The organism is Pseudobutyrivibrio sp. UC1225 (genome assembly GCF_900115215.1).
Taxonomy (GTDB): domain Bacteria; phylum Bacillota; class Clostridia; order Lachnospirales; family Lachnospiraceae; genus Pseudobutyrivibrio.
Window position 1 is genome coordinate 1 of the sequence record NZ_FOVQ01000016.1, and the last position, 25,221, is coordinate 25,221.

Sequence of the window (25,221 nt, forward strand, 5' to 3'; positions counted from 1 at the left end):
CATTTGGAGAATTGAGTTAATAATAGCTTTAAAAGAAAGCTTACGCGTTCTAGAGTGGTCAGTTGGATTTTTTACATAAGATGCTTTGTTAAGTAAAATTTGGTCAATAGAATCAAATAAATTTCTACGTAGTGTGTTAGGTTTTAAATATTTCATGCGGTTCCTCCTGTGAAAAAATGAATGTACTTAATCACAAGGGATTTTTTGCTAAGTAATTAGCAAAAAATCCGCACACTATGAAATATTTGTCAAGCTATTTTAAATTTTTTTCTTAACTTAATGCCATTGCGTTAGAGCGCGCCCATGGCGCGCAAACATAAAAAAGATTCTAGCCCAATTACTAGAATCTTTAAAATACATAACTATATTTATTCTTCCACAAACATACCAGTAAGTCTTGGTACATTGAAGCGATTTACAAACAAATCGCACTTGCAGAGGAATGTGAAGAAGGCGTGGAAGCCTTCACCTGCAAAGGATTCAAAGTTAGCTTGTCCTTTGGAAAGGATTACGTCGGCAGAGTCGATGGCGTTCTTAGATTCTTCTGGAAGCCATTTGTAGACTGTGCCAGCCACAAGTTTACCATTTGTAATCACCTTGAACTCATCTGTTAAGCCAACATACTTAGCATCTTCCATAGTGGCATCATTTGAAACTTCTCCGCCACGCACCATGACAGTGATATTTAAATGAGGGAAACGTTTCTTTAACTGTCTGAGGAAAAGCTTATCTAAAACTATTTCTCCGCAGTTGTCTGTGAGTAATAAAAAGTTTTTGCCTTCTGCGCATTGCTTGCAGAAGGACTCATAGGTTTCTTTTTCATCTTCTCGCATTTCAGTATCCTGAAATAATTCTAAGAAGGTTTTTTCTTCTACGTTTTGGATTACTCCAAAGTCAATGTAGTTACCGATTCTAGCCATAACCAAAGCTGTGGCAAGTGGGTCAGTACTGTTTTCAATTTCGGATTCCAATCCCTTTTCCATTGAAAGAACAAGGTCATTGAATTTCTTGTTTATCTCTTTGAAACTATGTAATGGACCGATGTGCTTTGCATAAGCCTGATTGAAGGCGAAATTCATTTCTGCGCTACAGGCATTTTCATCACGATTATCAAGTATATTTTTTATCTCTTCAAGGTAGGCTGCATTATCTGTTTTTGCAGCCTGTCTGTCATACATGCATTTGACACAGCTTGGATTTAAATTCATTGTTGTCCTTTCGTTGCCTGATTAAATCTGTTCGCCATTAAGGAAAAGAACTTCATCTGGTTCGATTGGAACGCAGACGCATTTCTTGCCATCTACATAAGCAGTAGTAACTGTGGCAGCCTTGTCCTCTGAAACCTTTACAACGATATCAGCTGGCTTGCCTTCTTCTGTGATACCAGTAGCTTCCTTGAGCTGCTTTGTAAGATCAACTACACGTTCCTTAAGTACGTTCTTTTCTACACGAAGCTCATTATTCTTAAGAGCCTTCTCATCAAGGATTTCTTCAGCAAGTGGAAGCTGCTCCTCGAAGTAGTTTTCAAACTTAGCCTGAATCTTTTCAACCTTTACATCAGAAAGACCTGAGTCTGTAAGGATATTTGCAACATCCTGTGGCTCTAAGATAATAGGCTCATCCTGACCAAGACGCTCTGTCTCAACAGTGATGAAATCAGAAAGGTTCTGCTGAATATCAAGCTTTGTCTCGATAGTTTCATCTGTCTCTTCACCAAGAGCCTGATCAATAATGTTGTTAAAAGCGTTCTTCTTCTGAGTAGAAGTCTTCTTTGTGCCGCAACCGATGCAGTTCTCCCAGAACTCTACATGTGGCTCTTTTGTATTCTTAGTGTAAGCAAGACAAGCATGTAAATCAGTAGTACGCTCTGAGAAGCAGGGGAATGTGAAGGCTGTGTCTACAGGACCTACAACCCAGTCACGGATACGGGCACCGATTCTGTTTTCATCTTCACGATATCCAAGACCTGGCTTAGAAAGAGCAACTGGGCAGATAGCGCAGATTATGTAATCGTATACTTCCTCTGACTCATCAAGTGTAAGCTCATCTGAAGTCTTCATAGGAATATCGTAAGTATCGTGATAGAGAAGGATAAGATAGTTCCCGACAAAGTCATAAGACTCGATGATTCTGTTGTAGTATTCGATAAGAAGCTTCTCATCCTGAAGACGTGTCTCACGAAGTCTCATAAGAAGGTCGTGACCGCTACCTTCGATTTCTGATTCAGGATCAAATGGAAGCTCAAGAAGGTTGTTTCCAACAGTACCTGAAAGTGACTTATTTGCAATTTCAAGATATTTATGGAATTCCTCATCATCAAGATTAAGGAAAGTCTCCTTAAATGTGAGCACCATTTCCTTGTTGGCATCAACGTAGCAACCTACCATCTTGTCGAAGTTGCAGGAATCCTTTTTAAAGCGACGCTTTATTTCGTTTATTTCTTTTTTATTCATAAAGTATTCTCCTAATTTTTTATGTCGTGATATTTATTATAAGTATGACAAAAATCTATAGCAATAGGTAAAATGAACGAAGAAAAATGTTAGAGCTATGAGATTAAGAAATATGTAAGGTAGTAATACTTGCAAAAAACTACCCAGCGAAAATATCTCCCGCTGGGTAGCAAATAATCCAATATTTTTATACTAATGTCTCAAGTTCTTTGATAATCTCTCCCATCTTAGCAAGTGCTGCCTCAATTGGAGCTGGTGTAGTAAGGTCTACGCCTGCAATCTTAAGAAGCTCAACAGGTGCGTCTGTACATCCTGATGATAAGAACTTCTTGTAGCGCTCAACTGCTGGTGCACCTTCTTTTAAAATCATGTCTGCAATTGCTACCGCTGCGCAGAAGCTTGTTGCATACTGATATACATAGAAGTTGTAGTAGAAGTGTGGAATACGTGCCCACTCATATGCGATTTCATCATCAGAAATCATATCTGGACCGTAGTACTTCTCGTTAATTTCCTTATAAAGCTTGCAGAGATTCTCAGCATTGAGGTTCTCGCCAGCCTCTACCATCTCATTTGTAGTCTTCTCGAACTCAGCAAACTGTGTCTGACGGAATACTGTACCCTTGAAGCTATCGAGATAATGATTAAGAAGATAAGCCTTCTCCTTCTTATCTGTACAGTTCTTAAGAAGGTACTCTAAAAGAAGAATCTCATTACATGTAGAAGCTACCTCAGCAACGAAAATCTTGTAGTTTGCATAGATGTATGGCTGTGTCTTGTTTGAGAAATAGCTGTGCATTGAGTGACCCATCTCATGAGCTGTTGTAAACATATCATCAAATGTATCTGTGTAGTTAAGAAGCATATATGGGTGAACGCCATAAGCTGTAGCAGAATATGCACCGCCGCGCTTGCCCTTATTCTCATAAACATCAATCCAACGATTTGCAAAGCCTTCCTTAAGGAGTGCTACATAATCATCTCCAAGTACTGCAAGAGCCTCGCAGATAGTCTTCTGTGCTTCCTCATACTTAACAGTCTTTGCTGCATCTGGAATCATTGATGTGTAGATATCATACATGTGAAGCTCGTCCACACCAAGGCACTTCTTACGAAGTGAAACATATGCGTGAAGCTTATCAAGGTTAGCATTTACAGTCTTAACAAGATTATCGTATACCTGTGGGCTAACATTGTTTTCATCAACAGCAGCCTCGAGGTTTGAGCTGTAGTTGCGAACACGTGAATTAAAGATATGCTGCTTAACCTCGCCGTTGTAGATAGCAGCCATAGTATTTAAGTACTTCTTGTATACGCCGTAATATGTCTTGAAAGCATCCTCACGAACACGTCTGTCAGCTGACATAAGCATTGGAACGAAACGTCCATCTGTAAGAACTACCTCTTCGCCCTTCTCATCCTTGATAGCTGGGAATGTCATATCAACATTCTTAAAGGCACTATAAACTTCTGATGGTGTGTTGCCCATTTCCTGAGTCATAGCTACAACCTTCTCCATCTCAGCTGATAGAGTGTGATTCTTCAATCTCTGGATTTCTTTAATCTCGATTCTATAAAGCTCAAGCTCTGGCTTTTCTGAGATAAACTTCTCAATCTTCTCTGCATCACAAGCAAGAATCTCTGGTGATACAAATGAAGTTGATGCTCCAATCTTTGCATAAAGACCGAACATTCTCTGTGACATAGACTGATGCTCAGTATTTCCCTGATCCTGATCGAAAATACGCTCAGCATAATTAAATGCAAGATCAAACTTCTCACCAATGATTGCATCTATATCAAGTACTGCAAGAAGGTTTTCTGCACTGTCACAAACCTTACCCTCAAACTTTGCAATCTCAGCAAGCTTATCCTCAATAAATTTGATATCTGCTTCCCAAGCTGCAGTGTCTGCATACATTGCGCTAAGGTCCCAAGTATCCTCTACACGGACCTGATCACGACTTACTAATTCCTTTGCCATAATAATTCTCCTATCTATAGTCTTGCTGAGAGATATTTTAACACATTTCAAAATTTCTACACCATTTTTTCAAAAATACATTGTATGCTATTAGTAACGTAATAAATGTCGGTTCAAAAAGGAGTCGTTTATGGCAGATAGCAGAGCAGATCTTATCAAGGGACTCAATCAGGCAATGAATGGTAGCAAGGAAGATGAACTTGGTCGTCAGTTCTTTGCAGATACCAACACCTTGAAAACTGGTGCCGCAGGTGGAAATGTAGAGGTAAGTGTATTAGTTTCCAAAGAAGAGTTTGGAAAAATTGCCAGTGGAGTTGTGAAATATCATGTCACAGACCGCCGTGGAATTGAAGAAGGCAATGATATTATTTTCAATGAAGTGGAAGCTGATGGATTTACACAGACTGGTCATAAACTGGCCAAAAGAGTTACCAATGTTAAGTCCTATCTTCAGATACCAGGACTAAAAGATGGATTTAGTATTGTAGCTTTCTAAAACTGAATAGTAAACTGCGTACTTTTTGTACGCTGATATAATAAAAGAGAACCGCTACCGGCCAGTTTAGCCGGAACGCGGTTCTCAATTTTTATCCGCTGGTTACATCTCTTCTACGAGCTGACGTGTTGTCGTTCCCTTATCTGCATCGCTGCAGCATGGGTCTTCCTTCTTAGGTGCCTCCTTCTTTGGAGCTGTCTTGTCGATTGGTGTGCTTTCACCAAATCCAAGCATCTCTGTCTTAAATGTAAGATCAGCTGCTGCAGAAGCAAGGTCTGTAGGAACTACAATCTTTGTTGCTCTGCCATCGCCCATCTTCTCTAAAGCTTCAAGCTTCTTAATAAGAAGGACTCTCTCATCCATGTTTGCTTCCTTGAGCATTTCAATACCACGAGCCTCAGCCTCATATACAAGGCGAATAGACTCAGCCTGACCTGTTGCACGAGCAATCTGTGCATCTCTTTCAGCCTCAGCCTTAAGAACCAGGGCCTGCTTATCACCTTCAGCTCTTGTGATAGAAGCCTGCTTGTGACCTTCTGCCTCAAGAAGAGTCTCACGACGATCACGCTCAGCCTTCATCTGCTTCTCCATTGAACGCTGAATCTCTTCAGGTGGAATGATGTTCTTAAGCTCAACACGGCCTACCTTGATTCCCCAAGGATCAGTAGCCTCATCAAGGATGACACGCATCTTTGAGTTGATGTTATCTCTTGATGTAAGAGTCTGGTCAAGCTCGAGCTCACCAACTAAGTTACGAAGTGTTGTAGCTGTAAGATTCTCGAGAGCGATGATTGGACGCTCAGCACCATAAGCATAAAGCTTTGGATCCTGAACCTTGAAATAAACTACAGTATCGATTTTCATGATAACATTATCCTTTGTGATAACGTCCTGTGGTGGGAAATCAGCCACCTGCTCCTTCAAGGAAACTCTCTTAGAAACTCTCTGCAGGAAAGGAATCATTACATGAAGACCTGCCTGCCATGTGGCATGATATTTTCCAAGGAACTCGATTACATATACATATCCCTGTGGAACGATTCTGATACCAAATGCTATGGCAATCAGGATAAGTACCAAAATTGTAATTAATACTGGCATAACAATACCTCCTCAATAATTGTTTTTTATGGTTTAAGTATAATAAATAAAGGAGCAGATTTCTACTCAAAATCTGCTCCTTTAGGTTGTTCTATTTGTTCCGTAATTACAAATTAGCTCTAGTTATTTCCCTTTAACAATGGACGAAGTGGCTGATAAATAAGCACTGTAATGATTGCTGAAATCATTCCCTTTACAAAAGTGAATGGTACGTTGAACATAAGTAAGCACTTCTCGATTGAATCAACCTTTGCAAATGGCGCTACTGCCTGATAAGCCTCCACGATAACTTCCTTTGGCATGAAGTTGTAGTATACCGGATATACGATATAAAGATTTGATGGGAAGCTGATTGCTGCCATAATAAATGCACCTACAACTGCTCCAAGGATTGCATTTTTCTTTGTCTTCTTATGATGATAGATAAGACCTGCTGGAAGTACAAAGCCTACGCCAAGAATGAAGTTTGAAAGCTCACCAATGCCACCAGTTGTAGTCATAAGAAGATGTAGAAGATTTTTAATCAAGCAAACAATAACACCATAAACTGGTCCCAATGCAAAGGATGCCATAAGAGCTGGAAGCTCTGAAACATCAAGTTTGATAAAGCTAGGCATGATTGGCACGGCTGTGTCTAAAAACATAAGCACGAAAGCGATTGCTGAAAGCATTGCTGTCACTGTCATGCTTCTTACGTTAACCTTTTTCACTGTTCTTGTCTCCACATTTGTTCCTGTAAAATTTGTTGTATCCATTTTTGAACCTCCTTGAAAATACATTTATTTAACTAGGAAGTCTTCTGTATAAAAAGAAAGCCCTGAGATAAACTCAGGGCTGTACGTACACAAATAAAACTTTGCACATCTTCTTCCATCCAGACTATACTGTCGGTACTGGAATCACACCAGTTCAGTCTTATTAAAGACTCGCGGACTATCACCGCCGGTCAGGAATTGAAAGCGTAAGCTTTCGCACCTTGCCCTGAAGATTTCCTATTTAACTAAAGAAACTATACTACACCTTCAAAAACTAATCAAGTACAATTGAATATTCTACTCTACCGGTGCGTATGTTTTTTCGAATAATTCCTTATCAACTACATAAACACTGGTAGGATCGTCCTGAGTAACTACCATGTAATCACCTGGGCGTCCTAGCTTATAATTCTCCGGCTCCCATTTTGTGAATACCTTTGTACGACAGATGAGTTCCTTAGCATATATATTGCCATACCCCACATAAGTGCATGAGTGCACAAGTGGCAATAACCCCTTTGCGTTCCTTTCTTTGAGCTTTCTAATGGATGGAGCATATTCTCCTGGGAACTCGTATTTCTTATCACTAATCTCGTAGTACTTATCAAAAAGCTCAGTCTTTGTGATGTATACTTCACCACGAACGCCAACCGCAATGATTGTATCTTCTTTTATTTCAAGCTCGTGGTCACCTTCCATAGCACGGATAACCGCCTTAGTACCAACTGGGTAAATCTCAGTGCCCTTAACATATCCGATAGTAACACGCTTACTCTTATATACGTTCATGCTGCTGATATCAGCTGTATATTCACCAGCGTAGATAATCTCATTGTTCATGAAATATTCTTCCATACGCTCTCTGAAGAAATGCTGAATTGCAGATGGATTATAATCAAGCTCCTGCTTTTCAAGAAGTGAACGAACGATAGAACCGCCTGCTTTTATAAGGTGACCGCCTCCATCTCCTACGCCCTGACAAATAAACTTAGCAAGCTCGTCTGCCTTAACCTCTTTTACGCAGCTACGAACAGAAATCTTTATGCCACCTTCGTGAATAGAATAAACAAGACAGCATTCAACGTCCTCAACCTGAAGCATCATATCTGAAATAATTCCCAATATGTTCGGGTCGCAAGGATCAGTCTTTACGATAGAATAATGATTCTCGTGATAATATTCTGAGCCGAGAAGTGCAATTCCCGCAATGCGAAGCTCTTCCTGAGAAATATTAGAATTTTTAAACTTTGTGATAGCAGAATTACTGTATTTAAGATAATCTCTCATATCCATGTCCAGAGGATGCTGGACTTCTGAGAAATTATTACTATCTGTCATAAGACCATAATAAAGCGCTGTGGACAGCTTTTTATCCTTTTCAACTGGATATCCTTCTTCTTTAAGCATGTCCCAAAGAATAGTGGAACAGCTGGCAAGATATGAACGAATCTCTGAAAGCTCCGGTAATGGATTTGATATCTGATGGTGATCGATTACGGCTATGTTTCTGGCCTTAAAGGTCCTTACATTGCCCTCACCGTACTGACAATCTACTGTAACTAGAAGCTCTGGAAGCTCCTGCTCTCGTATACCAAGAAGCTGTGAAAGCTGTGCCTGATGGCGAACATAGTGAATATCTACGCCAAGTTCTGATATCATCAGCTTAAGATTGCTCTTGGTGATTTCAAAATTTCCTCCATACACGAAGGCAACAGTCTTATCATTATCCCTCAGATACTGTGTGAGAGCCATTCCTGAAGCAATGGCGTCAGCATCAGGAGTGTTATGACACTGAACTATTATATTATTGTACTCTAATAACTGTGATAGTTTCATATATACTCCAATTGTTTTATCTGAAAACATTATACCGTATAACGCATGGTAAATGTTAACAAAAAAGGCTTGAAACCTTACAAAAGTCTCAAACCTCTGAATTATAAAACTATTATTAATTAACTTCAACAGGAGGAATTGCCACCTCATGCATAAGTTCCAATGACATATCCCTAAGGATACCATCCAATATCTCTATCTGTTCCGCAGAAAAATGCTCCTGCGCACGTTCAACTACAGTACTAACATACTTCTGAGAAAGATTAAAATAATTATAATATTTTTCTGTTACATGAAGATGATACTCACGACGATCTGTCTCTGATTGAACCTTTTCAATGTAACCCTTCTGAATCAAACTGTTAACCTTATATGCAGCGTTTGGTGATGATACGTTAATAAAATTCGCAAACTCTGCAACTGTAGGATTCTTTAACGCATGAATAATCTCCACGCAAAAAAGCTCCACAGTAGTAAGGGATGTTTCACGAGAATTTAACTTCTTGAACATCTCCTGATAGAAGTGGATTTTGAATTTTGTGTACACCTCGGAAAGTGTCTGCTCTAACATTTCTAGTACCTGTTCCTTTTTATTATTTATTCCCCCTAGAAATATCATAGTCATTTTATTCTCCTATGGCAAAGGAAATTTCTGCCCTGGCAGCCACCTGACCATCTACATAGGCAACTGCTTCACCAAATCCAACTGGTCCCTTTCTCGAAGTAAGTTTGCATTCAAGCTCTAAAACATCCCCTGGCTCCACCTGCTTTTTGAAGCGGGCATTTTTAATTCCGCCGAAAAATGCAAGCTTTCCTTTATTCTCATCCTCTGTTAAAAGCGCAACGGCACCTACCTGAGCCAAAGCCTCTATAATAAGTACGCCAGGCATAACAGGATGTCCTGGAAAATGTCCAAGGAAATGCATTTCATTTGCTGTAACACACTTAATTCCCTTGGCGTAATTTCCTGGCTCGCACTCCTCTATTCTATCCACCAAGAGAAATGGGTAACGATGTGGTAATATCTCCTGAATCTGTGATGAATTTAGCTTCATGCGTACCTCCTAAATACAAGGGATGCATTGTGACCACCAAAGCCTAAGGCATTTGAAAGGGCTACCTTGATTTTCTCATCACGACCGATGTTAGGTACAATATCCAAATCACAGGCTTCATCTTTTTCACGATAATTAATAGTTGCTGGCACAAATCCATCTCTCAAAGCAAGGGTTGTAATAATTGCCTCAACCGCTCCTGCTGCGCCGAGAAGATGACCTGTCATAGACTTTGTGGAGCTGACCTTAAGCTTGTATGCGTGGTCGCCAAATGCTTTCTTAATAGCAAGTGTCTCACCTGCATCATTAAGGCTTGTGCTTGTTCCATGGGCGTTGATGTAATCAACATCATCCATTTCAAGTCCAGCGTCTTTTACTGCAAGTGCCATACATTTAGCACCACCCTCACCCTCTGGGTTTGGTGCAGTAACATGATAAGCATCGCAGTTTGAACCATATCCTACAATCTCACCATAAATCTTTGCTCCACGGTTATGTGCATGCTCTAATTCCTCAAGTACAAGAATACCTGCACCCTCGCCCATAACAAAGCCATGACGCTCCTTATCAAAAGGGATGGATGCACGGTTAGGATCCTCGCTGGTACAAAGAGCCTTCATAGCCTGGAAGCCACCTATTCCAAGAGGAATAACTGTACCTTCCGCACCACCACAGACCATAACATCCTCATAGCCATCACGTATTCTATGGAAGGAATCACCGATTGCATTATTTGAGCTGGCACAGGCTGTAACTACTGATGTGCACATTCCCTTTAATCCATATGTGATTGCAATCTGACCTGCTGCCATGTTGCTGATGGACATTGGGATGAAATAAGGTGAAATCTTATTATACCCCTTTGTCTCGCCCTTGCCATGCTCCTCTGCTATTGTTGAAAGACCGCCGATACCTGATGACATGATGCAACCCATTCTGTCATGATTTTCCTTTTCCAAATCAAAGGCCGCATCCTCCATTGCCTCTTTTGCAGCTGCGCAAGCGTACTGTGTGTACACATCCATACGTCTTGCTTCCTTTGCTCCGAGAATCTCAGCAGCATCAAAATTCTTAACCTCACCTGCAAGCTTTACCTTGAAATCTGTGGTGTCAAAATGGGTAATCTGGCCAATTCCACACTTTCCTTTTTTTACAGCGTCCCATGTAGACTGAACGTCATTTCCAAGGGGATTAACTGTTCCCATTCCAGTAATTACAACTCTTCTCATTACATTCCTCCGGTAACTTCTATAACCTGTCCTGTTACATAGTCAGATTTCTCTGACGCCAAAAATTCCACCACATTTGCCACATCCTCTGGACTTCCAAAACGTCCTACAGGAATCTGCTTAAGATAATCCTCCTTCACATTTTCAGGAAGCTTATCTGTCATAGCTGTCTGAATAAAACCTGGTGCTATCGCATTTACGGTAATGCCCTTGCCACCATATTCTCTTGCCACTGACTTCGTAAATCCGATAATTCCAGCCTTGCTGGCAGCATAGTTTGCCTGACCAGCATTTCCATTTACACCTACGATTGAAGTGATGTTTACTATCTTTCCTCTTCTGGCCTTCATCATGTCTTTGATGGCAGCCTTTGTGCACAGGAAGGTACCTTTAAGATTGGTATCTACAACTGCATCATAATCCTCCTCGCTCATACGAAGAAGAAGTCCATCCTTAGTAATTCCAGCGTTGTTTACAAGGACTTCCACAGGTCCCATCAAATCCTTTACTTCGTCAAACATGTTTTTAACATCTGTTTCGTTACTAACATCAGCCTTGATAAACATTGCCTGAACGCCAAATTTCTTGCACTCGGAAATTGTTTCCTGGGCAGCTGATTCATTTCCCGAATAGCAGATTGCAATGTTATAGCCCTGTCTTGCAAGCTTCTCAGAAATCACCCTGCCGATACCACGGCTACCACCTGTAACTAAAGCTACACTCATGCCAACTCCTCCAATGTGTTTTCAAAATCTTCTACTGTATCGATTGAATAAACCTTTACATTATCAACGGTCTTGCTGATAAATTTGCTAATTGCTTTTCCTGGTCCAATCTCAATGATTGTATCCACACCAGCATCAGCCATATATTTAATGGAATCCTCAAGGTAAACCGATGACTGAACCTGCTTTTCCAAGAGCTTTGGTACCTGCTCCTCACCAGTCTTTTCTCTGCCAATGCAGTTAAAAATAACCTTTGAGTTTCCTTCCTTAAATTCTACCTTTTCAAATTCTGCTGCCAGCTTATCTCCAGCTGGCTTCATAAGCTTTGTGTGGAAAGGACCACTTACCTTTAGCGGTAAAATTCTTTTAACACCTGCGTCCTTTAAAAACACACTAGCCTGATCTACTGCTGCTGCATCTCCCGAAATAACAATCTGTCCCGGGCAATTAAAATTAGCTGCCTGAACAACACGCTCATTACAGAAATAGTTGTTAGCATAATCACAGGCTTCTTTGACTGTCTCTCTATCTGCTCCAAGTACTGCGCACATCTTTACAAGTCTATCCCCTGATGCCTCAGCCATAAACTTTCCTCTTTTTGCAATAAGTTCAAGTATGGTAGACTCGTCCAATACTCCTGCTTCGTAGAGAGCTGAATATTCACCGAGGCTAAGCCCGCAGGTATATTCTGCCTTGATTCCCTTCTTGTGAAGAAGCTTTGTTACTCCGATGGCGAATGCAACCATGGCTGGCTGGGTATATCTAGTATCTGAAAGCTGCTCCAATGGACCATTGAAGCTTAAGTCCGCCACATCCATATCTGTCACACCTTTAACTGCATTTGTTGCGTTATCTATGGTCTCTCTGTACTCCTCGTACTTTTCATAAAAATCTAGGCCCATACCTACGCGCTGGGAGCCTTGCCCTGCATACACTATTCCTAATTTCATAAAATCTCCTCTAAATAGCTATATTTGCTGCACTATGTAGCGTTTTTTTAGCCCCCACATAGATTTCATCTAGTATTTCCACCGCTGGACGGATGGCTGTGAGCTGTCCACAGGTCTGGCCAGCCATTAGTGAGCCATGTACTGTGTCGCCTTCCACTACAGCTTTGCGGAGACTTCCAAGTGTCATTCTTTCCAAATCTTCTCGGCCTGCACCTTCTGCCTCAAGCTTGAGGTACTCTCTTGCCATCTCATTTTTGATGATACGAACTGGTGCGCCCTGACTGCGACCTGTTACAGTTGTGGAGTTATCCTTAGCTTTGATAAGTGCATTCTTGTAATTATCATGGATTGGGCACTCTTCTGAAACGAGAAGACATGTACCAATCTGCACACCACAAGCTCCTAAAAGAAGGGCTGCTGCCATCTGCTTTCCATTTGCAATTCCACCTGCTGCAATTACAGGCACATCCACTGCAGCAACCACCTGAGGAAGAAGTGTCATGGTAGTCATATCGCCTACGTGTCCACCAGACTCGCCTCCTTCTGCGATAATGGCATCAGCTCCTGCTCTCACCATCATTTTTGCAAGTGCTACTGAAGCAACAACTGGGAACACCTTAGCCCCCATCGCCTTCCAGCCTTCCATATACTTACCTGGATTTCCAGCTCCAGTTGTTATGAACTGCACCTTTTCCTCGATAAGCATTTTTGCAATGTTATCTACATCAGGATTCATCAGCATAAGGTTTACACCAAAAGGCTTGTTGGTTAATGACTTGCAAATTCTGATTTGCTCTCGCAAAGCTTCTGCATTCATACCACCTGATGCCACCAAGCCAAGGGCGCCAGCATTGCTTACAGCTGCTGCAAATTCTCCTGTGGCGATGTTTGCCATGCCTCCCTGAATAATTGGATATTTAGTTCCTGTTAAATCATTTAGTTTCATAATCTACATCTCCATAACCACGGCACCCCAGGTCTTTCCTGCACCAAAGGCACACATAAGAACCTTATCGCCTTTACGAATTCGACCATCAGCTATTGCTTCATTTAAGGCCAAGCCCACGCTGGCTGCTGATGTGTTGCCGTATTTTTCTATATTTACAACGAATTTTTCCATCGGCTGTTTTACCTTTTTAGCAATGGATTCTATAATTCGAAGATTTGCCTGATGTAATACAAAATGGTCAATGTCGTCATAGGTAAGACCTGCCTTTTCTACCACCTGCTCAATAACCTTTGGCACAGTGGCAACAGCAAATTTATAAGTACCCTGACCATCCATGTGAATATATCCATCTGGGGATTTGATGTTAATCATCTCCTCATCACCACTAACTCCAATCACTGATGTATAGCTGTTATCAGCAAGCTCCACAACTGCAGCTGCTGCACCGTCACCGAATAACACACAGGTACTTCTATCTGTCATGTCCATCTTCTTAGAGAGAACCTCGGCTCCTATAATAAGTCCATATTGGGCATCCCGTGCCATCATCAGTGCTCTGATTGTTTCAAGTCCAAAAATAAAGCCGGAGCATCCTGCTCCTATGTCCATGGCAATTATGTCATTTGAAAGACCAAGCCTTCCCTGAATAATGCATGCGCAGGAAGGTGAAAAATAATCTGCTGAAACAGTACAAACAAGCACCGCTCCTATTTTTTCTTTGGGAATACCGGCACGCTCAATTGCCTGTCTGGCGGCTTTTTCTGCAAGCCATGTATGATTCTCATCACCCTCAACATAATGTCTTTTCGACATTCCTGTACGCTGACTTATCCACTCATCACTGGTCTCAACTATCTTTGCCAAATCGTCGTTTGTAACTATCTTTTCTGGAGCATGTGCTCCTGTAGCTATAATCTTTATTCCAGTCATTTACACATTTTCCATTCTAGCTGACGAGTCCGCCTGTAAGAACGCCTCGTCAAAGCTTCTAAATTTTTCAAATCTCTCCTGCGCCAGTTCTTCGCCTGACCTTCCATCAAGCTCTTTTAAAGCGCTGGCAATCACATTTGAAACTCTGATATACAAACCTCTCTCAGGAATAATTCCATCAATAACACCAAAATCCAGTAAGTCCTGGGCAGTAAGCTTCATAGCATCTGCCGCCTCGTCACGTCGATTACTGTCATGCCAAAGAATTGATGCAAAGCCCTCTGGTGAAAGCACTGAATAAACTGCGTTTTCAAGCATGTAGACTTTGTTAGCTACTGCAAGTCCCAGCGCGCCGCCACTGCTACCCTCACCTGTAACTATTGTGATGACAGGCACCTTAAGAGAACTCATGGCTGCAAGGTTTCCTGAAATTGCCTGGGATATTCCGTAAGCCTCTGCCTCCAGCCCTGGATAAGCTCCTGGTGTATCCACAAAGGTGATAATTGGACGGCCAAACTTCTCTGCCTGCTTCATTAGACGAAGGGCTTTTCTATATCCTTCTGGACCTGGCATACCGAAATTGCAGGTTATATTTTCATTTACATCATTACCCTTTCGATGGCCGATTACTGTAACTGGACGTCCCTGAAAAAGTGCGATACCACCATAAATGCTGGCATCCTCTTTTCCAAGCAAATCTCCCTTTTGTTCAAAGAAATCCGTAAATACGTTATCAATATAATCAGTAATCTTTGGACGGTCCTTTTCTCGGGCTGCCAAAACTCTGTCTATAGCTTTCATACTGGAACCTCCTGGTGAAGCATCAAAATCTTGGTTAACGTTGCCTTTATATCGTCACGTCTTACTACCTGATCCACAAAGCCATGCTCCTCAAGAAATTCGGCTCTTTGGAAGCCATCTGGAAGAGTCTGTCCTATGGTCTGCTCGATTACTCGAGGACCTGCAAACCCTATTAAGGCTCCTGGCTCTGCCAATGTGATATCCCCTAATGTGGCAAAGCTTGCGCTAACACCACCTGTGGTAGGATGGGTCAGAACTGCGATATACAATCCACCGTTGTTCTTATACTTTTCAATTACTGCACTGGTCTTTGCCATCTGCATCAGAGAAAGGATTCCCTCCTGCATTCTGGCGCCGCCGCTGGCTGTGAAAATAATAAGCGGAAGCTTGTGTGACATAGCATACTCAGCAGCGCGACAAACTGTTTCTCCAAGCTCTATGCCCATGGAAGCCATCATGAATTTCTTATTCATAACAGCAAGCACCACGGGATATCCACCAATCTTACATTTGCCAGCGATTATTCCGTCATGGAATCCACACTCGGCTCTAAGCTCTTCCTTCTTTTCCACATAACCCTCAAACTTAAGGGGATTTGTCTCTGGAAAATCAAAGTCGAATTGCTTAAAGGTGCCTGGGTCTGCTATGTCCCTTATACGGTCATGGATAGTGTATTCTGCTACTGGCTTAATAGCAGGAGCCAACACCTCTTCAGGGTTCTCGCGAAGTTCCTTATAGCGATTAAATTTTTCTTTTCTTTCATCGACTACATTCATTCGTCTACCGCCTTATCCCATGCCAAAATCTCATCCATGTGTTCCTCAATGAAGCCCACATTATAATTTCCCTTTACGAAATCAGGATGATGTAAAAGCAGATAATCAAAATCACCATTTGTTATGATGCCTTCTGTAACAAGCTCTAAAAGTGCACGGCGCATACGCCTGATTGCCTCCAGTCTTGTTTGAGCATGTACGATAATCTTTGCCATCATAGAATCATAGAAGGGACTGGTCTCATAACCATTGTAAAGAAGCGTATCCACTCTTACTCCAGGACCTCCTGGTATATTAAGGAATGTGATTTTTCCAGTGTTTGCCATAAATCCCTTTGCAGGATCTTCTGCATTAATTCTGCATTCAATGGCATGACCCTTAAGTCTCACATCCTTTTGCTTTAAATTAAGTGGCTCTCCAAAGGCTATTCTGATTTGCCATTTAATCAAATCTATTCCTGTGACGGCCTCTGTCACTCCATGCTCTACCTGAATTCTTGTATTCATCTCGATGAAGTAATAATGATTCTTTTCATCAAGAACGAATTCAACTGTGCCTGCATTGGTGTACCCTGCTGCCTTTGCTGCTGTAACAGCAGCCTTGCCCATTGATTTTCGAAGGTCGTCATCAATAAACATACATGGGCTTTCCTCTATAAGCTTCTGATTCTTTCTCTGGATGGAGCAATCACGCTCTCCAAGATGAATTACATTTCCAAACTCATCTGCAAGAATCTGAAACTCAATATGACGGGGATTCAAAACCAGCTTTTCCACATACATCTCATCATCATTAAAACACGCTCTGGTCTCTGCCTTTGCTTCCTCATAAAGCTTCTGCAAATCCTCTGGATGATATACACGGCGCATACCTCTGCCGCCACCGCCGGCACTAGCCTTAATTAAAACTGGGTAACCAATTTTCTTTGCAATCTTTTCCAGCTTTTTAAAATCTTCCACAGGGCCTTCGCTACCTGGAACCACCGGAACCCCAGCCTTCATCATCATTCTTCTGGCAGTGGATTTATTTCCAAGCGCATCCATTGCATCTGCTGATGGACCTATAAATGTGATTCCTGCCGCTTCACATTTACGAACGAACTCAGAATTCTCTGAAAGGAATCCGAAGCCAGGATGAAGTGCATCACATTCCATAACCTGAGCCGCCGTGATAATGGCGTCCATATTCAGATAGCTGTCTGCTGCTCTGCCTCCACCTATGCAGATGCTTTTTGTAGCAAGCTTTACGTGAAGAGATTCTTTATCTGCTGTGGAATAAACAGCCACGCTTTCGATGTTCATCTCCATGCAGGCTCTGATTATTCTGATTGCAATTTCCCCGCGATTAGCTACCAAAATTCTATTAAACATAACGACTAATCTCCTATGAGAAACAGCTGATCCTCAAAACCAACAACGTCTTGATTCTTAGCGTAGATGCTTTTAATCACACCATCTCTAGGTGCAGTGATTTCACTCATCATCTTCATGGCCTCAATAAGGCAAAGAACCTGACCAGATTTAACCTTATCTCCCACCTGAACATAAGGCTTGTCCTCTGGTGATGGTGCTGAATAAAACACCCCTACTAGAGGTGCAAGAACAAGGTCGCCCTCTGGCTCCTCCTGCTCCTGCTTTTTTTCTGTTACAGCTACATCCCTAAGTGGCATCTCCACAATATTGTTATTTGGTGTTACCTCAGAAGACACCATAACTGTCTGTTTCTCAGATGGTTTCTTGAATTTGATTTCAATGCCATCCTGTTTAATTTGAAAGTATGAGCTGCCGCTTTCATCAAAAGCCTTAAGCAGCTCTTTAATTTCTTTTGTATCCATGATTATTTATGTGCCTCAAGATAATTTACGATATCAGCAACTGTCTTAATCTCTGCCATAGCATCCTCATCGATAGTGATACCTGTCTTCTCCTCTACTGCAAGGGAAAGCTCAACAGCATCAAGGGAATCAGCGCCAAGATCCTCAAAAAGATTAGCTTCCATTGTTACCTTCTCTGCTGCACAGCTAAGTGTGTCGATAATTACTTCCTTTACTAAATCAAACATTGCTACTTCAACCATAATCGTTCTCCTTTTTGTTGATAATAATTCTCATTGTTTAAAAGTTTTTAGTTAAAATATTTTAACTAACTAAGCTATATAATACCCATCTTTTTTACTATGTCAAGGTATTAGTTAAAAATTTTTAAGTATTTACTCGGGTGTTGTATTATTCTCAAATGAGTTTTATAATAGATTGCATACAATCAATCTATTACAGAGGAGGATAAATATGCAGGAAGTATTAGAATTTCTTAAGACATGTGGAACATATTATTTAGCTACAGTAGATGGCGATCAGCCAAGAGTTCGTCCTTTCGGAACAATTCATATCTTCGAAGATAAGCTTTATATCCAGACAGGAAAATCAAAGGATGTTTCAAAGCAGATTCAGAAGAATCCTAAGGTTGAGCTTTGCGGCTTTGCTCAGGGCAAATGGGTTCGCGTAGCTGGTGAGCTTGTTCGCGACGACAGAATCGAAGCAAAAAAGAGCATGCTTGACGCATACCCTTCACTTCAAAATATGTATTCTGCAGAAGATGACAACACAGAGGTACTCTACTTCAAGAATGCAACTGCAACATTCTCATCTTTTACAGAAGCACCTAAGACTGTTACATTCTAAAATTTAACTAAGCACCTGTTACACTAACAAGCATTAGTATTTCCCCGCTCGACTGCATGTCTCGCTAAGGAAATCTAATAGCTTGTTAGCTACAGGTGCTTCTTTATTTGTTTGTTTTTAATTTACTTGTTTTTAGACTGCGTATGCGCATACGTACCAAAACTACCAGTATTGCTGCTGCTCCAAGGAAGCAGAACCAATCGAATCTGCTGTTAGGTAGCCATGCTCTACCTCGCTTAGCCAACTTTGCTACAGCATTTTGCTTCGCCTCGTCATATATAAGTGCGTAGGTTGAGAACTGACTTGTTGCTATGGTAACTGTTTCAGCATCATCATCCAAATCCTCAAGAATTGATCCCGTTCCATTATGAATTCTAAGGATATAGTAGTTCTTTGCCACTCCCTTGTACTCATTCGGAATTTCAATCACAATCTGGATATTATGATTTGTCTCTGAAACTGAATCCCAGTCTTCCTCATCTATCTTTAGATACATGCTGATGTCGATAAAGCCTGCCATTTTTGCATTAGGTACACGCTTTTTCAGCATTTCCATACGTTCCTCTGCTACAGTCTTGTCCTCTTCGGAGATTTCATCCTCCGAAATCATTCTGGTTTCCATTTTTACTTCCACAGAACTTCCAGCTTCAACCTTTTCTCGCTGTTCTCTTGTCAATACTGCGTTAATAATATCACGCTGATTAACAATTCCTGCACTTACACCAGAATCATCCACATCTTCCACTGTGACCTTAACTAAGCCTTCATCAGAAGATTTTTCCTCTTCCTCTGATTCTTCTTCAGCTTCCTCGTTATCCTCTTTTTTCTCAGAATCAGAATCTCCGGTCAGCTTCTCCTTTGCTGTATCTACAAGCTTTCTAATAGCTTTTACTTCTGGAATAGGAGCTTTTATTGTTCCTGAATTTTCAGGCTGTGCAGTCACTGTTGGAACTGGTGTCGGTGTAGGCGTAGCTTCTGGCCTTGATGAGGAACTGCTGCTTGATGAGCTGCTACTTGAACTACTACTTCCTGAATTTGATCCACCTGAACTTCCACTTGAAGGTGTTGGCGTAGGCGTAGGCGTTGGTGTTGGCTCCGGCTCATTGATAGTAAGAGTTCCGTTCGTATATACGATATTATAGTTTGCAGTTACATCGTTATTTCCCTCATCAACTATCATGGCACCAGAAGGTATAATTTCATCACCCGATGTTGTAAGTTCAACAGATTTAATACTATGACCTGTCAATAAATCACTAGCTGTTACTTGAGCCACGGTCTTTACAATCTCAGACCCCTGGATAATAGTCTGATCCTTAGCTATTACTGTCAATGAACGTTTTGCTATGCTCACTGTTATTTTCTCTGCTGCTTTTGGAAGATAATCAGCATCATCAGCTACATCTATTCTCCACCAAATATTGTAACTACCTGCATTTTTCCCTGTAGGAATAGCTGTGGTATATGTTCCATTCTCACTGGTTGAATACTTAACAGTGCCCTGTGAGGAGGCTGCCACACCGGCCGAAATCAAAGACTTATTCTGTCCGTTATATACAAGATTACTGATAGCAGCTGGTTCAGGACTAGCTGTAATAGTAGTCTTTTCACTGTATGTGACTGTTACATTTCCTTCAACAGTGTTGTAGTTTGTGGCATCACTAGGTGTAAAGATTACAGGCTGAGCTTTATCTCCAGTCGAATCATAGTGCACATCGGGATTCTTCCATGCAAATGTGCCCTCCACATCTGCGTTTCCTCCTGTAAGTGTGCTTGCACTAAGCATTTTTCCTACTGTAAGAGAACTTGCTGTTGGCCAGCTAGTAACATTAGGTGTTGCCTTTGATATTGTCACTGTAAAGGATGTGGTGGCACTGTTGTAATCCGCTGTGGTTGTAGGGGTAAATGTTACCGTATAGGTATAAGTTCCAACTGGCTGTGCTGTTGTTGGTCTTTCTGGCGACCATGAGAAGCTACCGCCCACATTTGCAGTACAATCTCCTATCAGCTGTCCGTAGGTCAGTGAAAGTGCAGGCTCTGTAATGACAGGATTATCCTTTACACCTACAGTCACTGTTGCTGTATTTCCTTTGAAATTAGAAGCAGTTGCCTTAATTCTTACCAAATATGTACCAGCCTTAACAGTAGCTGTTGTAGCTTCAGCAGCTGTGTAATCTGTGTCGCTGGTAAGCTTATATTCCATAGCTGTTGTCAGATTTTTAATTACTCCATCTACTTCTGTATCAGATGATGCCTTAGTTGCTGACAAGCCTGTAGGCGCACCCGGTCTTTCTGCAATATCTACTGGAAGCCATCCGCTGGCTTCCATGGCTGTTGTAGCCTTCTTTTGGACATAAATCTTCCTGTTAGCTGCTGCACCATCGATTATTGTAGTAAGTGACAACTCAACAGCTGAACTGCTTCCATCAGAAGCCGCGGAAAGCAAATAATCTGAGGAGGTTACTGATGCTTTTTCTGTTAAATAATTTATAGTCACCGCCGATTCTGCCTCAGTGCTTGTGAAATCACTTGTGTTCTTTGTCACCGTAATATTAATCGTGGTGTTTGCTGCATTATTGTATGATGATATATCACTTGGAGTAAAACCTACTACAGCTGTACATGTACCAACTGTAAGTGGATTATCTGGCGCTGTCACCCATGAAAAAGTTCCTTCAACCTCTGTATCTTCCACCTTGGCAGTAAAATCTGTCAGTGCCACACTCTCTCCATGCTGTTTGGTAATTTCTGTTGGTGTAATAACAGGAGTAGTCTTATATGCCACCTCTACATCGGTATCGCTACTTGCAAAGGCTTCACTACCCGCTGTTGTCACAGCTTTATATCTTACATAATATATACCAGCCTTAACTGAAGCCGTATCTCCTGAGGCAGCTGTGTATCCGCTTTCATCAGAGCGCCTATACTCCATGGCTGTAGTCAAATTTTGAATACTTCCATCTTCTGCTGTAGTTGACGAAGCATTTGTATAGGATATGTCTGTTGGTGGTGCTGGTCTTGCTGACAATGACACTGGCAGCCAGCTACTTGATTCCAAATCAGAAGCTTCACATTTCTGAACATAGATTTTTCTATTGTCTGCTCCAGCATCTATAATGTTCTTAAGATTTGATATGCTTGTGGCCGCACCTGTTCCATCGGCTGATATCGATAGCTTATAGCCTGTTTCAACAGATGCTGATTCTGCTGCATAGTTAATTGTTACTGCAGTCTTTGCCTCTGCAGCTGTAAACGAATAGAATGTACCCGAGATTGTAACATTAGCTGCAGGCATAGTAAACCTATAACCACTACCATTCTTAACAGGTGTTATACTCTGACTATCTCCATAGGTTACAGTCAGTGTGCTAAGGTAATAATTCTCATCAGGGGTTGCTGTTATAGTAACGGTGTCCTTTGTCTTTGGTGAATCTTTATCGACTGCTATTGTTCCATTTGTAACATCTCCTATTGTTACAGTTCTATCCATACCAACAATTGGTGCTGTCATTGTGTATGTACCAAAATTCTGAACAGCGCTTTGACCATCAATTTCCTCTATCCTGACAGAAATAGTTGTTCCAACATCATCTGCTGTAAGCTGATATGCTGCTGATGTTGCCCCCTCTATTTCCGAACCACTTCTATACCACTGATAGGTTAATGTTGTGTTCGCTCCCTGATTGGTTACTGTAGCAGTAAGTGTATTACCTTCTGTACCAGTTCCACCAATTTCCACTGCCAATGTGCCTTCTGGAGTACTGGTCAACATGAGAGATTTAAGCTGTAATCCCTCGTCTAAATCCTCCTCATCCTCTGATTCAACCACCTGCACTACAATACAAGGCAGGTCACAAGTCACCTCATAAAACCATGAAATATCAGGCAAAATATAATAAGTAGATTCCACACTAAAATCAAAGCTGCCAAAGGTACTTCTCTCGGCATCTATCTTCCATGGAACACTATCTAAAACTACATTTTCAGTAGTAGTAATAGTCTGTGTTACTATTTCATAATCCTCAAGGTCCGCTGCATAAGCTATTAATGCTGGAAACAGCCTTCCAATTAAATCTGGCTCCTCAGCTTCAGGTGCTGATTCCTCTGCTGGAGCCTCAGATGATGTTTCTTCTAACTGCTCCTCCTCATTAGCGGAATCATCCTCAGTCTGTTCCTCTTGCTGTTCATCAGACACCTCTTCAGGCTCTTCCTCTGGGATTTCCTCTGGGATTTCCTCTGTCACTTCCTCAGTCTCTTCCCTAAGCTGTCTTGTTTCAATCTGCTGCTGTTTTTCAACAACTGCTGTTATAGATGAAGGAAATACTATATCAGCAGGGCTGGCCCCCACTGATACCTCCTGATATTGAACATCCTCAGGCAATGGCTCAAATGACACAATCTTACCAGATGACCCTTGCAGCTCATCTGCGATAACATTTGCACTTATACCTGCCACAATGAGTAAGAATGCTACTCCAAGTGCCATAATCCTACTCATTTTCTTTCCTTTCATCTCTAATTCCTCCAAAAAAAGACCTGGTTCCCCATGTGAACCAAGTCTTTCTGTTCCCCCATATAAACTTTTTTATTAACCCTTTTTATCTCTTAAGCTCAAACTTCTCAACAAGCTGCTTCAGCGAATTTGCATGCTCGTTCATCTCATGACTGAGAGCCAATGACTCTTCTGATGTTGCTGCATTGTTCTGACCTACAGAAGAGATTTCACCGATGTTGTTAGACATTTCCTTTACAGATACTGCCTGGGTATTTGATGCCTCTGCGATACTCTTAACCTTCTCAGCAATTCCCTGTACCTGAGCAACCATTCCATTAAGCTTTTCAGCTGTGTCATTAGCAATATTGATACCCTCTTCTACACTCTTAAGAGATGCCCCGATAAGACCTGCTGTATTCTGTGCTGCCTCTACAGTCTGTCCTGCAAGCTGTGAAACCTCTGTAGCAACAACTGCGAAGCCCTTACCAGCTTCACCAGCACGAGCTGCCTCAATAGAAGCATTAAGTGAAAGAAGGTTTGTCTGATCAGCAATTGCATTGATTGTATCGATAATCTTTGAAATCTCCTGAGAAGACTCTGAAATTGCATCCATAGCCTTAACCACATCCTGCATTCGCTTGTTGCCTTCAACAATATCCTCTGCAACAACCTCCACCTCTTTTGAAATAGATGTAGCATCTGTTGAATTATTTGAAATCTGATTTGTAATATCCTTAACTGTTACAGACAAGTCATTTACAATATTAGCCTGTGATGTAACTGTATCGGCAAGATTCTCGCCAGCACCAGCTATCTGATTTGCACCATCAGAAACCATCTCTGATACTTCCATAATCTCTGTCATGGAATCAGAAATCTTTCTCGAGAATGTATCAATAGAATCCTGAATTGCTCTGAAATCTCCTCTAAAATCCCTTTCAAATGAGATATTGAAATTACCTGATGCCATGGTCGACATCTTAGATTCAATTTCATCTATACAATACGCAAGGGAATCAATAGCACTCTTAAGCTGCTTAATAACGCGGCCTATTTCGTTATCTGCCTCAAAATCAATATCAACATGAACATTACCATTTGCCAGCTCGCTAGCTGCATGGTCAAGGATTTCCAAATCGTCATTAATCTGCTTGGTCAAATCCCTTGTTGTCTTTTTGCTTCTGGTTGCTATGATTACAAGAGCAACAAAGAGCATTACTATCGCTACAATAATAACCACGCTGATAATATGGTATTTACTTGCTGCCGCAGCCTCAGCCAGCTCACCTGTCTCATCCAGCGAATCCGCCAGTGTTTCAGCAGCCTCATTCAATGTAGAATTGAAATACTCTACTGCCTCCTGATTCTGGCCTGCCTCTACCATGGCAAGCATCTCAAAGGAAGCCTCCTCAAATGCTTTCCAGTTAGTCGTCAGACGAGAACCAAGCTCTTCATTATTTAAATTCTTGGAAATAGTAGCGAAATATCCCTCAATCTTAGGAAATCTCTTTTCAAGATCTTCCTTCTGGGCTGCTGTTACATCAGCATTATTGGAAGCAACAGCAAAAAGCAGACGCTTGTTGATAGTCTGTACATCCTTACGAATTTCCATCTGGTACTTTTCTGTTACGAACTGAACATTGTAGAAGCTGTAAAAGTTTACAAAAATAACAGCTAGGAAAATTCCCATTACAAGCGCACAAGTTAAGAACATCTGAATTGAGAAACCTGAAAAGTATCTCAATGCACCTGCAATAGTTCTCTTGTCAATTGCATTTTTAGACCTCATGAATTCACCCTCCAATGTATTAATCCAGCTCTATAATTCCCAAGAGTAATAATACACACAACATTACACGCTTATTATATTTCAAGAGCCCCATCAAATTGTTGTTTTTCACATAATTTTTGCAAATAATTAATAAAGTTTTAACTATTACAACGAATTTTCCCAGATATTCTTAAGTTACATAGTTTTTACATATTTTAATGCTATGCTTTTTTCA

At 41.3% G+C, this 25,221-nt stretch carries 22 protein-coding genes and 1 riboswitch; of the genes, 2 read left to right on the forward strand and 20 right to left on the reverse strand.

Going from position 1 to position 25,221, the window contains the following annotated elements; all coding sequences use genetic code 11:
- Window positions 1-368: 368 nt before the first annotated feature.
- The 3 genes from BMZ41_RS13950 to pepF form a co-directional block, all read right to left on the reverse strand.
- On the reverse strand, window positions 369-1,208 hold the full coding sequence (locus tag BMZ41_RS13950; RefSeq protein ID WP_090530732.1) for a damage-control phosphatase ARMT1 family protein: 840 nt from the start codon (window positions 1,206-1,208) through the stop codon (window positions 369-371).
- A gap of 21 nt (window positions 1,209-1,229) precedes the next feature.
- Window positions 1,230-2,453, reverse strand: coding sequence for a DUF4317 domain-containing protein (locus BMZ41_RS13955; RefSeq protein ID WP_090530736.1), 1,224 nt, complete (start codon window positions 2,451-2,453; stop codon window positions 1,230-1,232).
- A 187-nt stretch (window positions 2,454-2,640) separates the two neighbouring features.
- Window positions 2,641-4,437, reverse strand: a complete 1,797-nt coding sequence (gene pepF, locus BMZ41_RS13960; protein ID WP_090530739.1) for an oligoendopeptidase F — start codon at window positions 4,435-4,437, stop codon at window positions 2,641-2,643.
- 130 nt (window positions 4,438-4,567) lie between these two features.
- Here pepF and BMZ41_RS13965 point away from each other — a divergent pair, with 130 nt between their 5' ends.
- Complete coding sequence (locus tag BMZ41_RS13965) at window positions 4,568-4,933, forward strand: hypothetical protein (RefSeq protein ID WP_090530742.1); 366 nt, start codon at window positions 4,568-4,570, stop codon at window positions 4,931-4,933.
- A gap of 102 nt (window positions 4,934-5,035) precedes the next feature.
- On the opposite strand, the gene BMZ41_RS13970 is transcribed toward BMZ41_RS13965, so the two are convergent.
- The 15 genes from BMZ41_RS13970 to BMZ41_RS14040 form a co-directional block, all read right to left on the reverse strand.
- Window positions 5,036-6,034, reverse strand: coding sequence for an SPFH domain-containing protein (locus BMZ41_RS13970; protein ID WP_090530743.1), 999 nt, complete (start codon window positions 6,032-6,034; stop codon window positions 5,036-5,038).
- A gap of 119 nt (window positions 6,035-6,153) precedes the next feature.
- Window positions 6,154-6,789, reverse strand: a complete 636-nt coding sequence (locus tag BMZ41_RS13975; protein ID WP_090530746.1) for an ECF transporter S component — start codon at window positions 6,787-6,789, stop codon at window positions 6,154-6,156.
- A gap of 103 nt (window positions 6,790-6,892) precedes the next feature.
- A riboswitch (FMN riboswitch) is annotated at window positions 6,893-7,027 on the reverse strand.
- A 59-nt stretch (window positions 7,028-7,086) separates the two neighbouring features.
- A complete protein-coding gene (locus tag BMZ41_RS13980; RefSeq protein WP_177184242.1) occupies window positions 7,087-8,625 on the reverse strand; it encodes a DHH family phosphoesterase in 1,539 nt (512 codons plus the stop codon).
- A 115-nt stretch (window positions 8,626-8,740) separates the two neighbouring features.
- Window positions 8,741-9,250, reverse strand: coding sequence for a MarR family winged helix-turn-helix transcriptional regulator (locus BMZ41_RS13985; protein ID WP_090530752.1), 510 nt, complete (start codon window positions 9,248-9,250; stop codon window positions 8,741-8,743).
- Window position 9,251: 1 nt separating this feature from the next.
- Window positions 9,252-9,680, reverse strand: coding sequence for a 3-hydroxyacyl-ACP dehydratase FabZ (gene fabZ / locus BMZ41_RS13990; protein WP_090170446.1), 429 nt, complete (start codon window positions 9,678-9,680; stop codon window positions 9,252-9,254).
- Window positions 9,677-10,909: a beta-ketoacyl-ACP synthase II gene (gene fabF, locus BMZ41_RS13995; RefSeq protein ID WP_090530755.1), complete on the reverse strand. Its 1,233-nt coding sequence runs from the start codon at window positions 10,907-10,909 to the stop codon at window positions 9,677-9,679. Before fabF ends, fabZ begins: the two co-directional genes overlap by 4 nt.
- Window positions 10,909-11,634: a 3-oxoacyl-[acyl-carrier-protein] reductase gene (gene fabG / locus BMZ41_RS14000; protein WP_090530758.1), complete on the reverse strand. Its 726-nt coding sequence runs from the start codon at window positions 11,632-11,634 to the stop codon at window positions 10,909-10,911. Before fabG ends, fabF begins: the two co-directional genes overlap by 1 nt.
- Window positions 11,631-12,584, reverse strand: a complete 954-nt coding sequence (locus BMZ41_RS14005; protein ID WP_090170452.1) for an ACP S-malonyltransferase — start codon at window positions 12,582-12,584, stop codon at window positions 11,631-11,633. Before BMZ41_RS14005 ends, fabG begins: the two co-directional genes overlap by 4 nt.
- A gap of 10 nt (window positions 12,585-12,594) precedes the next feature.
- Window positions 12,595-13,530 (reverse strand): nitronate monooxygenase, encoded by a 936-nt coding sequence (locus tag BMZ41_RS14010; RefSeq protein WP_090170454.1) that lies wholly within the window; start codon window positions 13,528-13,530, stop codon window positions 12,595-12,597.
- A gap of 3 nt (window positions 13,531-13,533) precedes the next feature.
- Window positions 13,534-14,463, reverse strand: a complete 930-nt coding sequence (locus BMZ41_RS14015) for a beta-ketoacyl-ACP synthase III (protein ID WP_090170456.1) — start codon at window positions 14,461-14,463, stop codon at window positions 13,534-13,536.
- Window positions 14,464-15,264 carry a carboxyltransferase subunit alpha gene (gene accA, locus BMZ41_RS14020; RefSeq protein WP_090170458.1) on the reverse strand — a complete coding sequence of 267 codons (801 nt, stop codon included), beginning with the start codon at window positions 15,262-15,264 and terminating at the stop codon, window positions 14,464-14,466.
- The gene (locus BMZ41_RS14025; protein WP_177184243.1) at window positions 15,261-16,040 is read right to left on the reverse strand and encodes an acetyl-CoA carboxylase carboxyltransferase subunit beta; all 780 of its coding nucleotides are present in this window, start codon (window positions 16,038-16,040) and stop codon (window positions 15,261-15,263) included. The genes accA and BMZ41_RS14025 overlap by 4 nt, the downstream gene beginning before the upstream one ends.
- Window positions 16,037-17,410, reverse strand: a complete 1,374-nt coding sequence (accC, locus tag BMZ41_RS14030) for an acetyl-CoA carboxylase biotin carboxylase subunit (RefSeq protein ID WP_090530761.1) — start codon at window positions 17,408-17,410, stop codon at window positions 16,037-16,039. Before accC ends, BMZ41_RS14025 begins: the two co-directional genes overlap by 4 nt.
- Window positions 17,411-17,415: 5 nt before the next feature.
- Window positions 17,416-17,874, reverse strand: a complete 459-nt coding sequence (accB, locus tag BMZ41_RS14035; protein WP_090170462.1) for an acetyl-CoA carboxylase biotin carboxyl carrier protein — start codon at window positions 17,872-17,874, stop codon at window positions 17,416-17,418.
- A gap of 2 nt (window positions 17,875-17,876) precedes the next feature.
- Window positions 17,877-18,116, reverse strand: coding sequence for an acyl carrier protein (locus BMZ41_RS14040; protein ID WP_090530764.1), 240 nt, complete (start codon window positions 18,114-18,116; stop codon window positions 17,877-17,879).
- Window positions 18,117-18,327: 211 nt separating this feature from the next.
- On the opposite strand from BMZ41_RS14040, the gene BMZ41_RS14045 reads away from it, so the two are divergent.
- Window positions 18,328-18,720: a pyridoxamine 5'-phosphate oxidase family protein gene (locus BMZ41_RS14045; protein WP_090170464.1), complete on the forward strand. Its 393-nt coding sequence runs from the start codon at window positions 18,328-18,330 to the stop codon at window positions 18,718-18,720.
- A 103-nt stretch (window positions 18,721-18,823) separates the two neighbouring features.
- Here the strand turns inward: BMZ41_RS14045 and BMZ41_RS14050 are convergent, their stop codons facing one another.
- Window positions 18,824-23,233 (reverse strand): InlB B-repeat-containing protein, encoded by a 4,410-nt coding sequence (locus BMZ41_RS14050; protein WP_090530767.1) that lies wholly within the window; start codon window positions 23,231-23,233, stop codon window positions 18,824-18,826.
- An 85-nt stretch (window positions 23,234-23,318) separates the two neighbouring features.
- The gene (locus BMZ41_RS14055; protein WP_090170468.1) at window positions 23,319-25,004 is read right to left on the reverse strand and encodes a methyl-accepting chemotaxis protein; all 1,686 of its coding nucleotides are present in this window, start codon (window positions 25,002-25,004) and stop codon (window positions 23,319-23,321) included.
- Window positions 25,005-25,221 lie beyond the last annotated feature (217 nt).

Coding starts and splice junctions, on each gene's coding strand:
- BMZ41_RS13950 (WP_090530732.1), bottom strand. CDS start 1,208: ATGAATTTAAATCCAAGCTGTGTCAAATGCATGTATGACAGACAGGCT.
- BMZ41_RS13955 (WP_090530736.1), bottom strand. CDS start 2,453: ATGAATAAAAAAGAAATAAACGAAATAAAGCGTCGCTTTAAAAAGGAT.
- pepF (WP_090530739.1), bottom strand. CDS start 4,437: ATGGCAAAGGAATTAGTAAGTCGTGATCAGGTCCGTGTAGAGGATACT.
- BMZ41_RS13965 (WP_090530742.1), top strand. CDS start 4,568: ATGGCAGATAGCAGAGCAGATCTTATCAAGGGACTCAATCAGGCAATG.
- BMZ41_RS13970 (WP_090530743.1), bottom strand. CDS start 6,034: ATGCCAGTATTAATTACAATTTTGGTACTTATCCTGATTGCCATAGCA.
- BMZ41_RS13975 (WP_090530746.1), bottom strand. CDS start 6,789: ATGGATACAACAAATTTTACAGGAACAAATGTGGAGACAAGAACAGTG.
- BMZ41_RS13980 (WP_177184242.1), bottom strand. CDS start 8,625: ATGAAACTATCACAGTTATTAGAGTACAATAATATAATAGTTCAGTGT.
- BMZ41_RS13985 (WP_090530752.1), bottom strand. CDS start 9,250: ATGACTATGATATTTCTAGGGGGAATAAATAATAAAAAGGAACAGGTA.
- fabZ (WP_090170446.1), bottom strand. CDS start 9,680: ATGAAGCTAAATTCATCACAGATTCAGGAGATATTACCACATCGTTAC.
- fabF (WP_090530755.1), bottom strand. CDS start 10,909: ATGAGAAGAGTTGTAATTACTGGAATGGGAACAGTTAATCCCCTTGGA.
- fabG (WP_090530758.1), bottom strand. CDS start 11,634: ATGAGTGTAGCTTTAGTTACAGGTGGTAGCCGTGGTATCGGCAGGGTG.
- BMZ41_RS14005 (WP_090170452.1), bottom strand. CDS start 12,584: ATGAAATTAGGAATAGTGTATGCAGGGCAAGGCTCCCAGCGCGTAGGT.
- BMZ41_RS14010 (WP_090170454.1), bottom strand. CDS start 13,530: ATGAAACTAAATGATTTAACAGGAACTAAATATCCAATTATTCAGGGA.
- BMZ41_RS14015 (WP_090170456.1), bottom strand. CDS start 14,463: ATGACTGGAATAAAGATTATAGCTACAGGAGCACATGCTCCAGAAAAG.
- accA (WP_090170458.1), bottom strand. CDS start 15,264: ATGAAAGCTATAGACAGAGTTTTGGCAGCCCGAGAAAAGGACCGTCCA.
- BMZ41_RS14025 (WP_177184243.1), bottom strand. CDS start 16,040: ATGAATGTAGTCGATGAAAGAAAAGAAAAATTTAATCGCTATAAGGAA.
- accC (WP_090530761.1), bottom strand. CDS start 17,410: ATGTTTAATAGAATTTTGGTAGCTAATCGCGGGGAAATTGCAATCAGA.
- accB (WP_090170462.1), bottom strand. CDS start 17,874: ATGGATACAAAAGAAATTAAAGAGCTGCTTAAGGCTTTTGATGAAAGC.
- BMZ41_RS14040 (WP_090530764.1), bottom strand. CDS start 18,116: ATGGTTGAAGTAGCAATGTTTGATTTAGTAAAGGAAGTAATTATCGAC.
- BMZ41_RS14045 (WP_090170464.1), top strand. CDS start 18,328: ATGCAGGAAGTATTAGAATTTCTTAAGACATGTGGAACATATTATTTA.
- BMZ41_RS14050 (WP_090530767.1), bottom strand. CDS start 23,233: ATGAAAGGAAAGAAAATGAGTAGGATTATGGCACTTGGAGTAGCATTC.
- BMZ41_RS14055 (WP_090170468.1), bottom strand. CDS start 25,004: ATGAGGTCTAAAAATGCAATTGACAAGAGAACTATTGCAGGTGCATTG.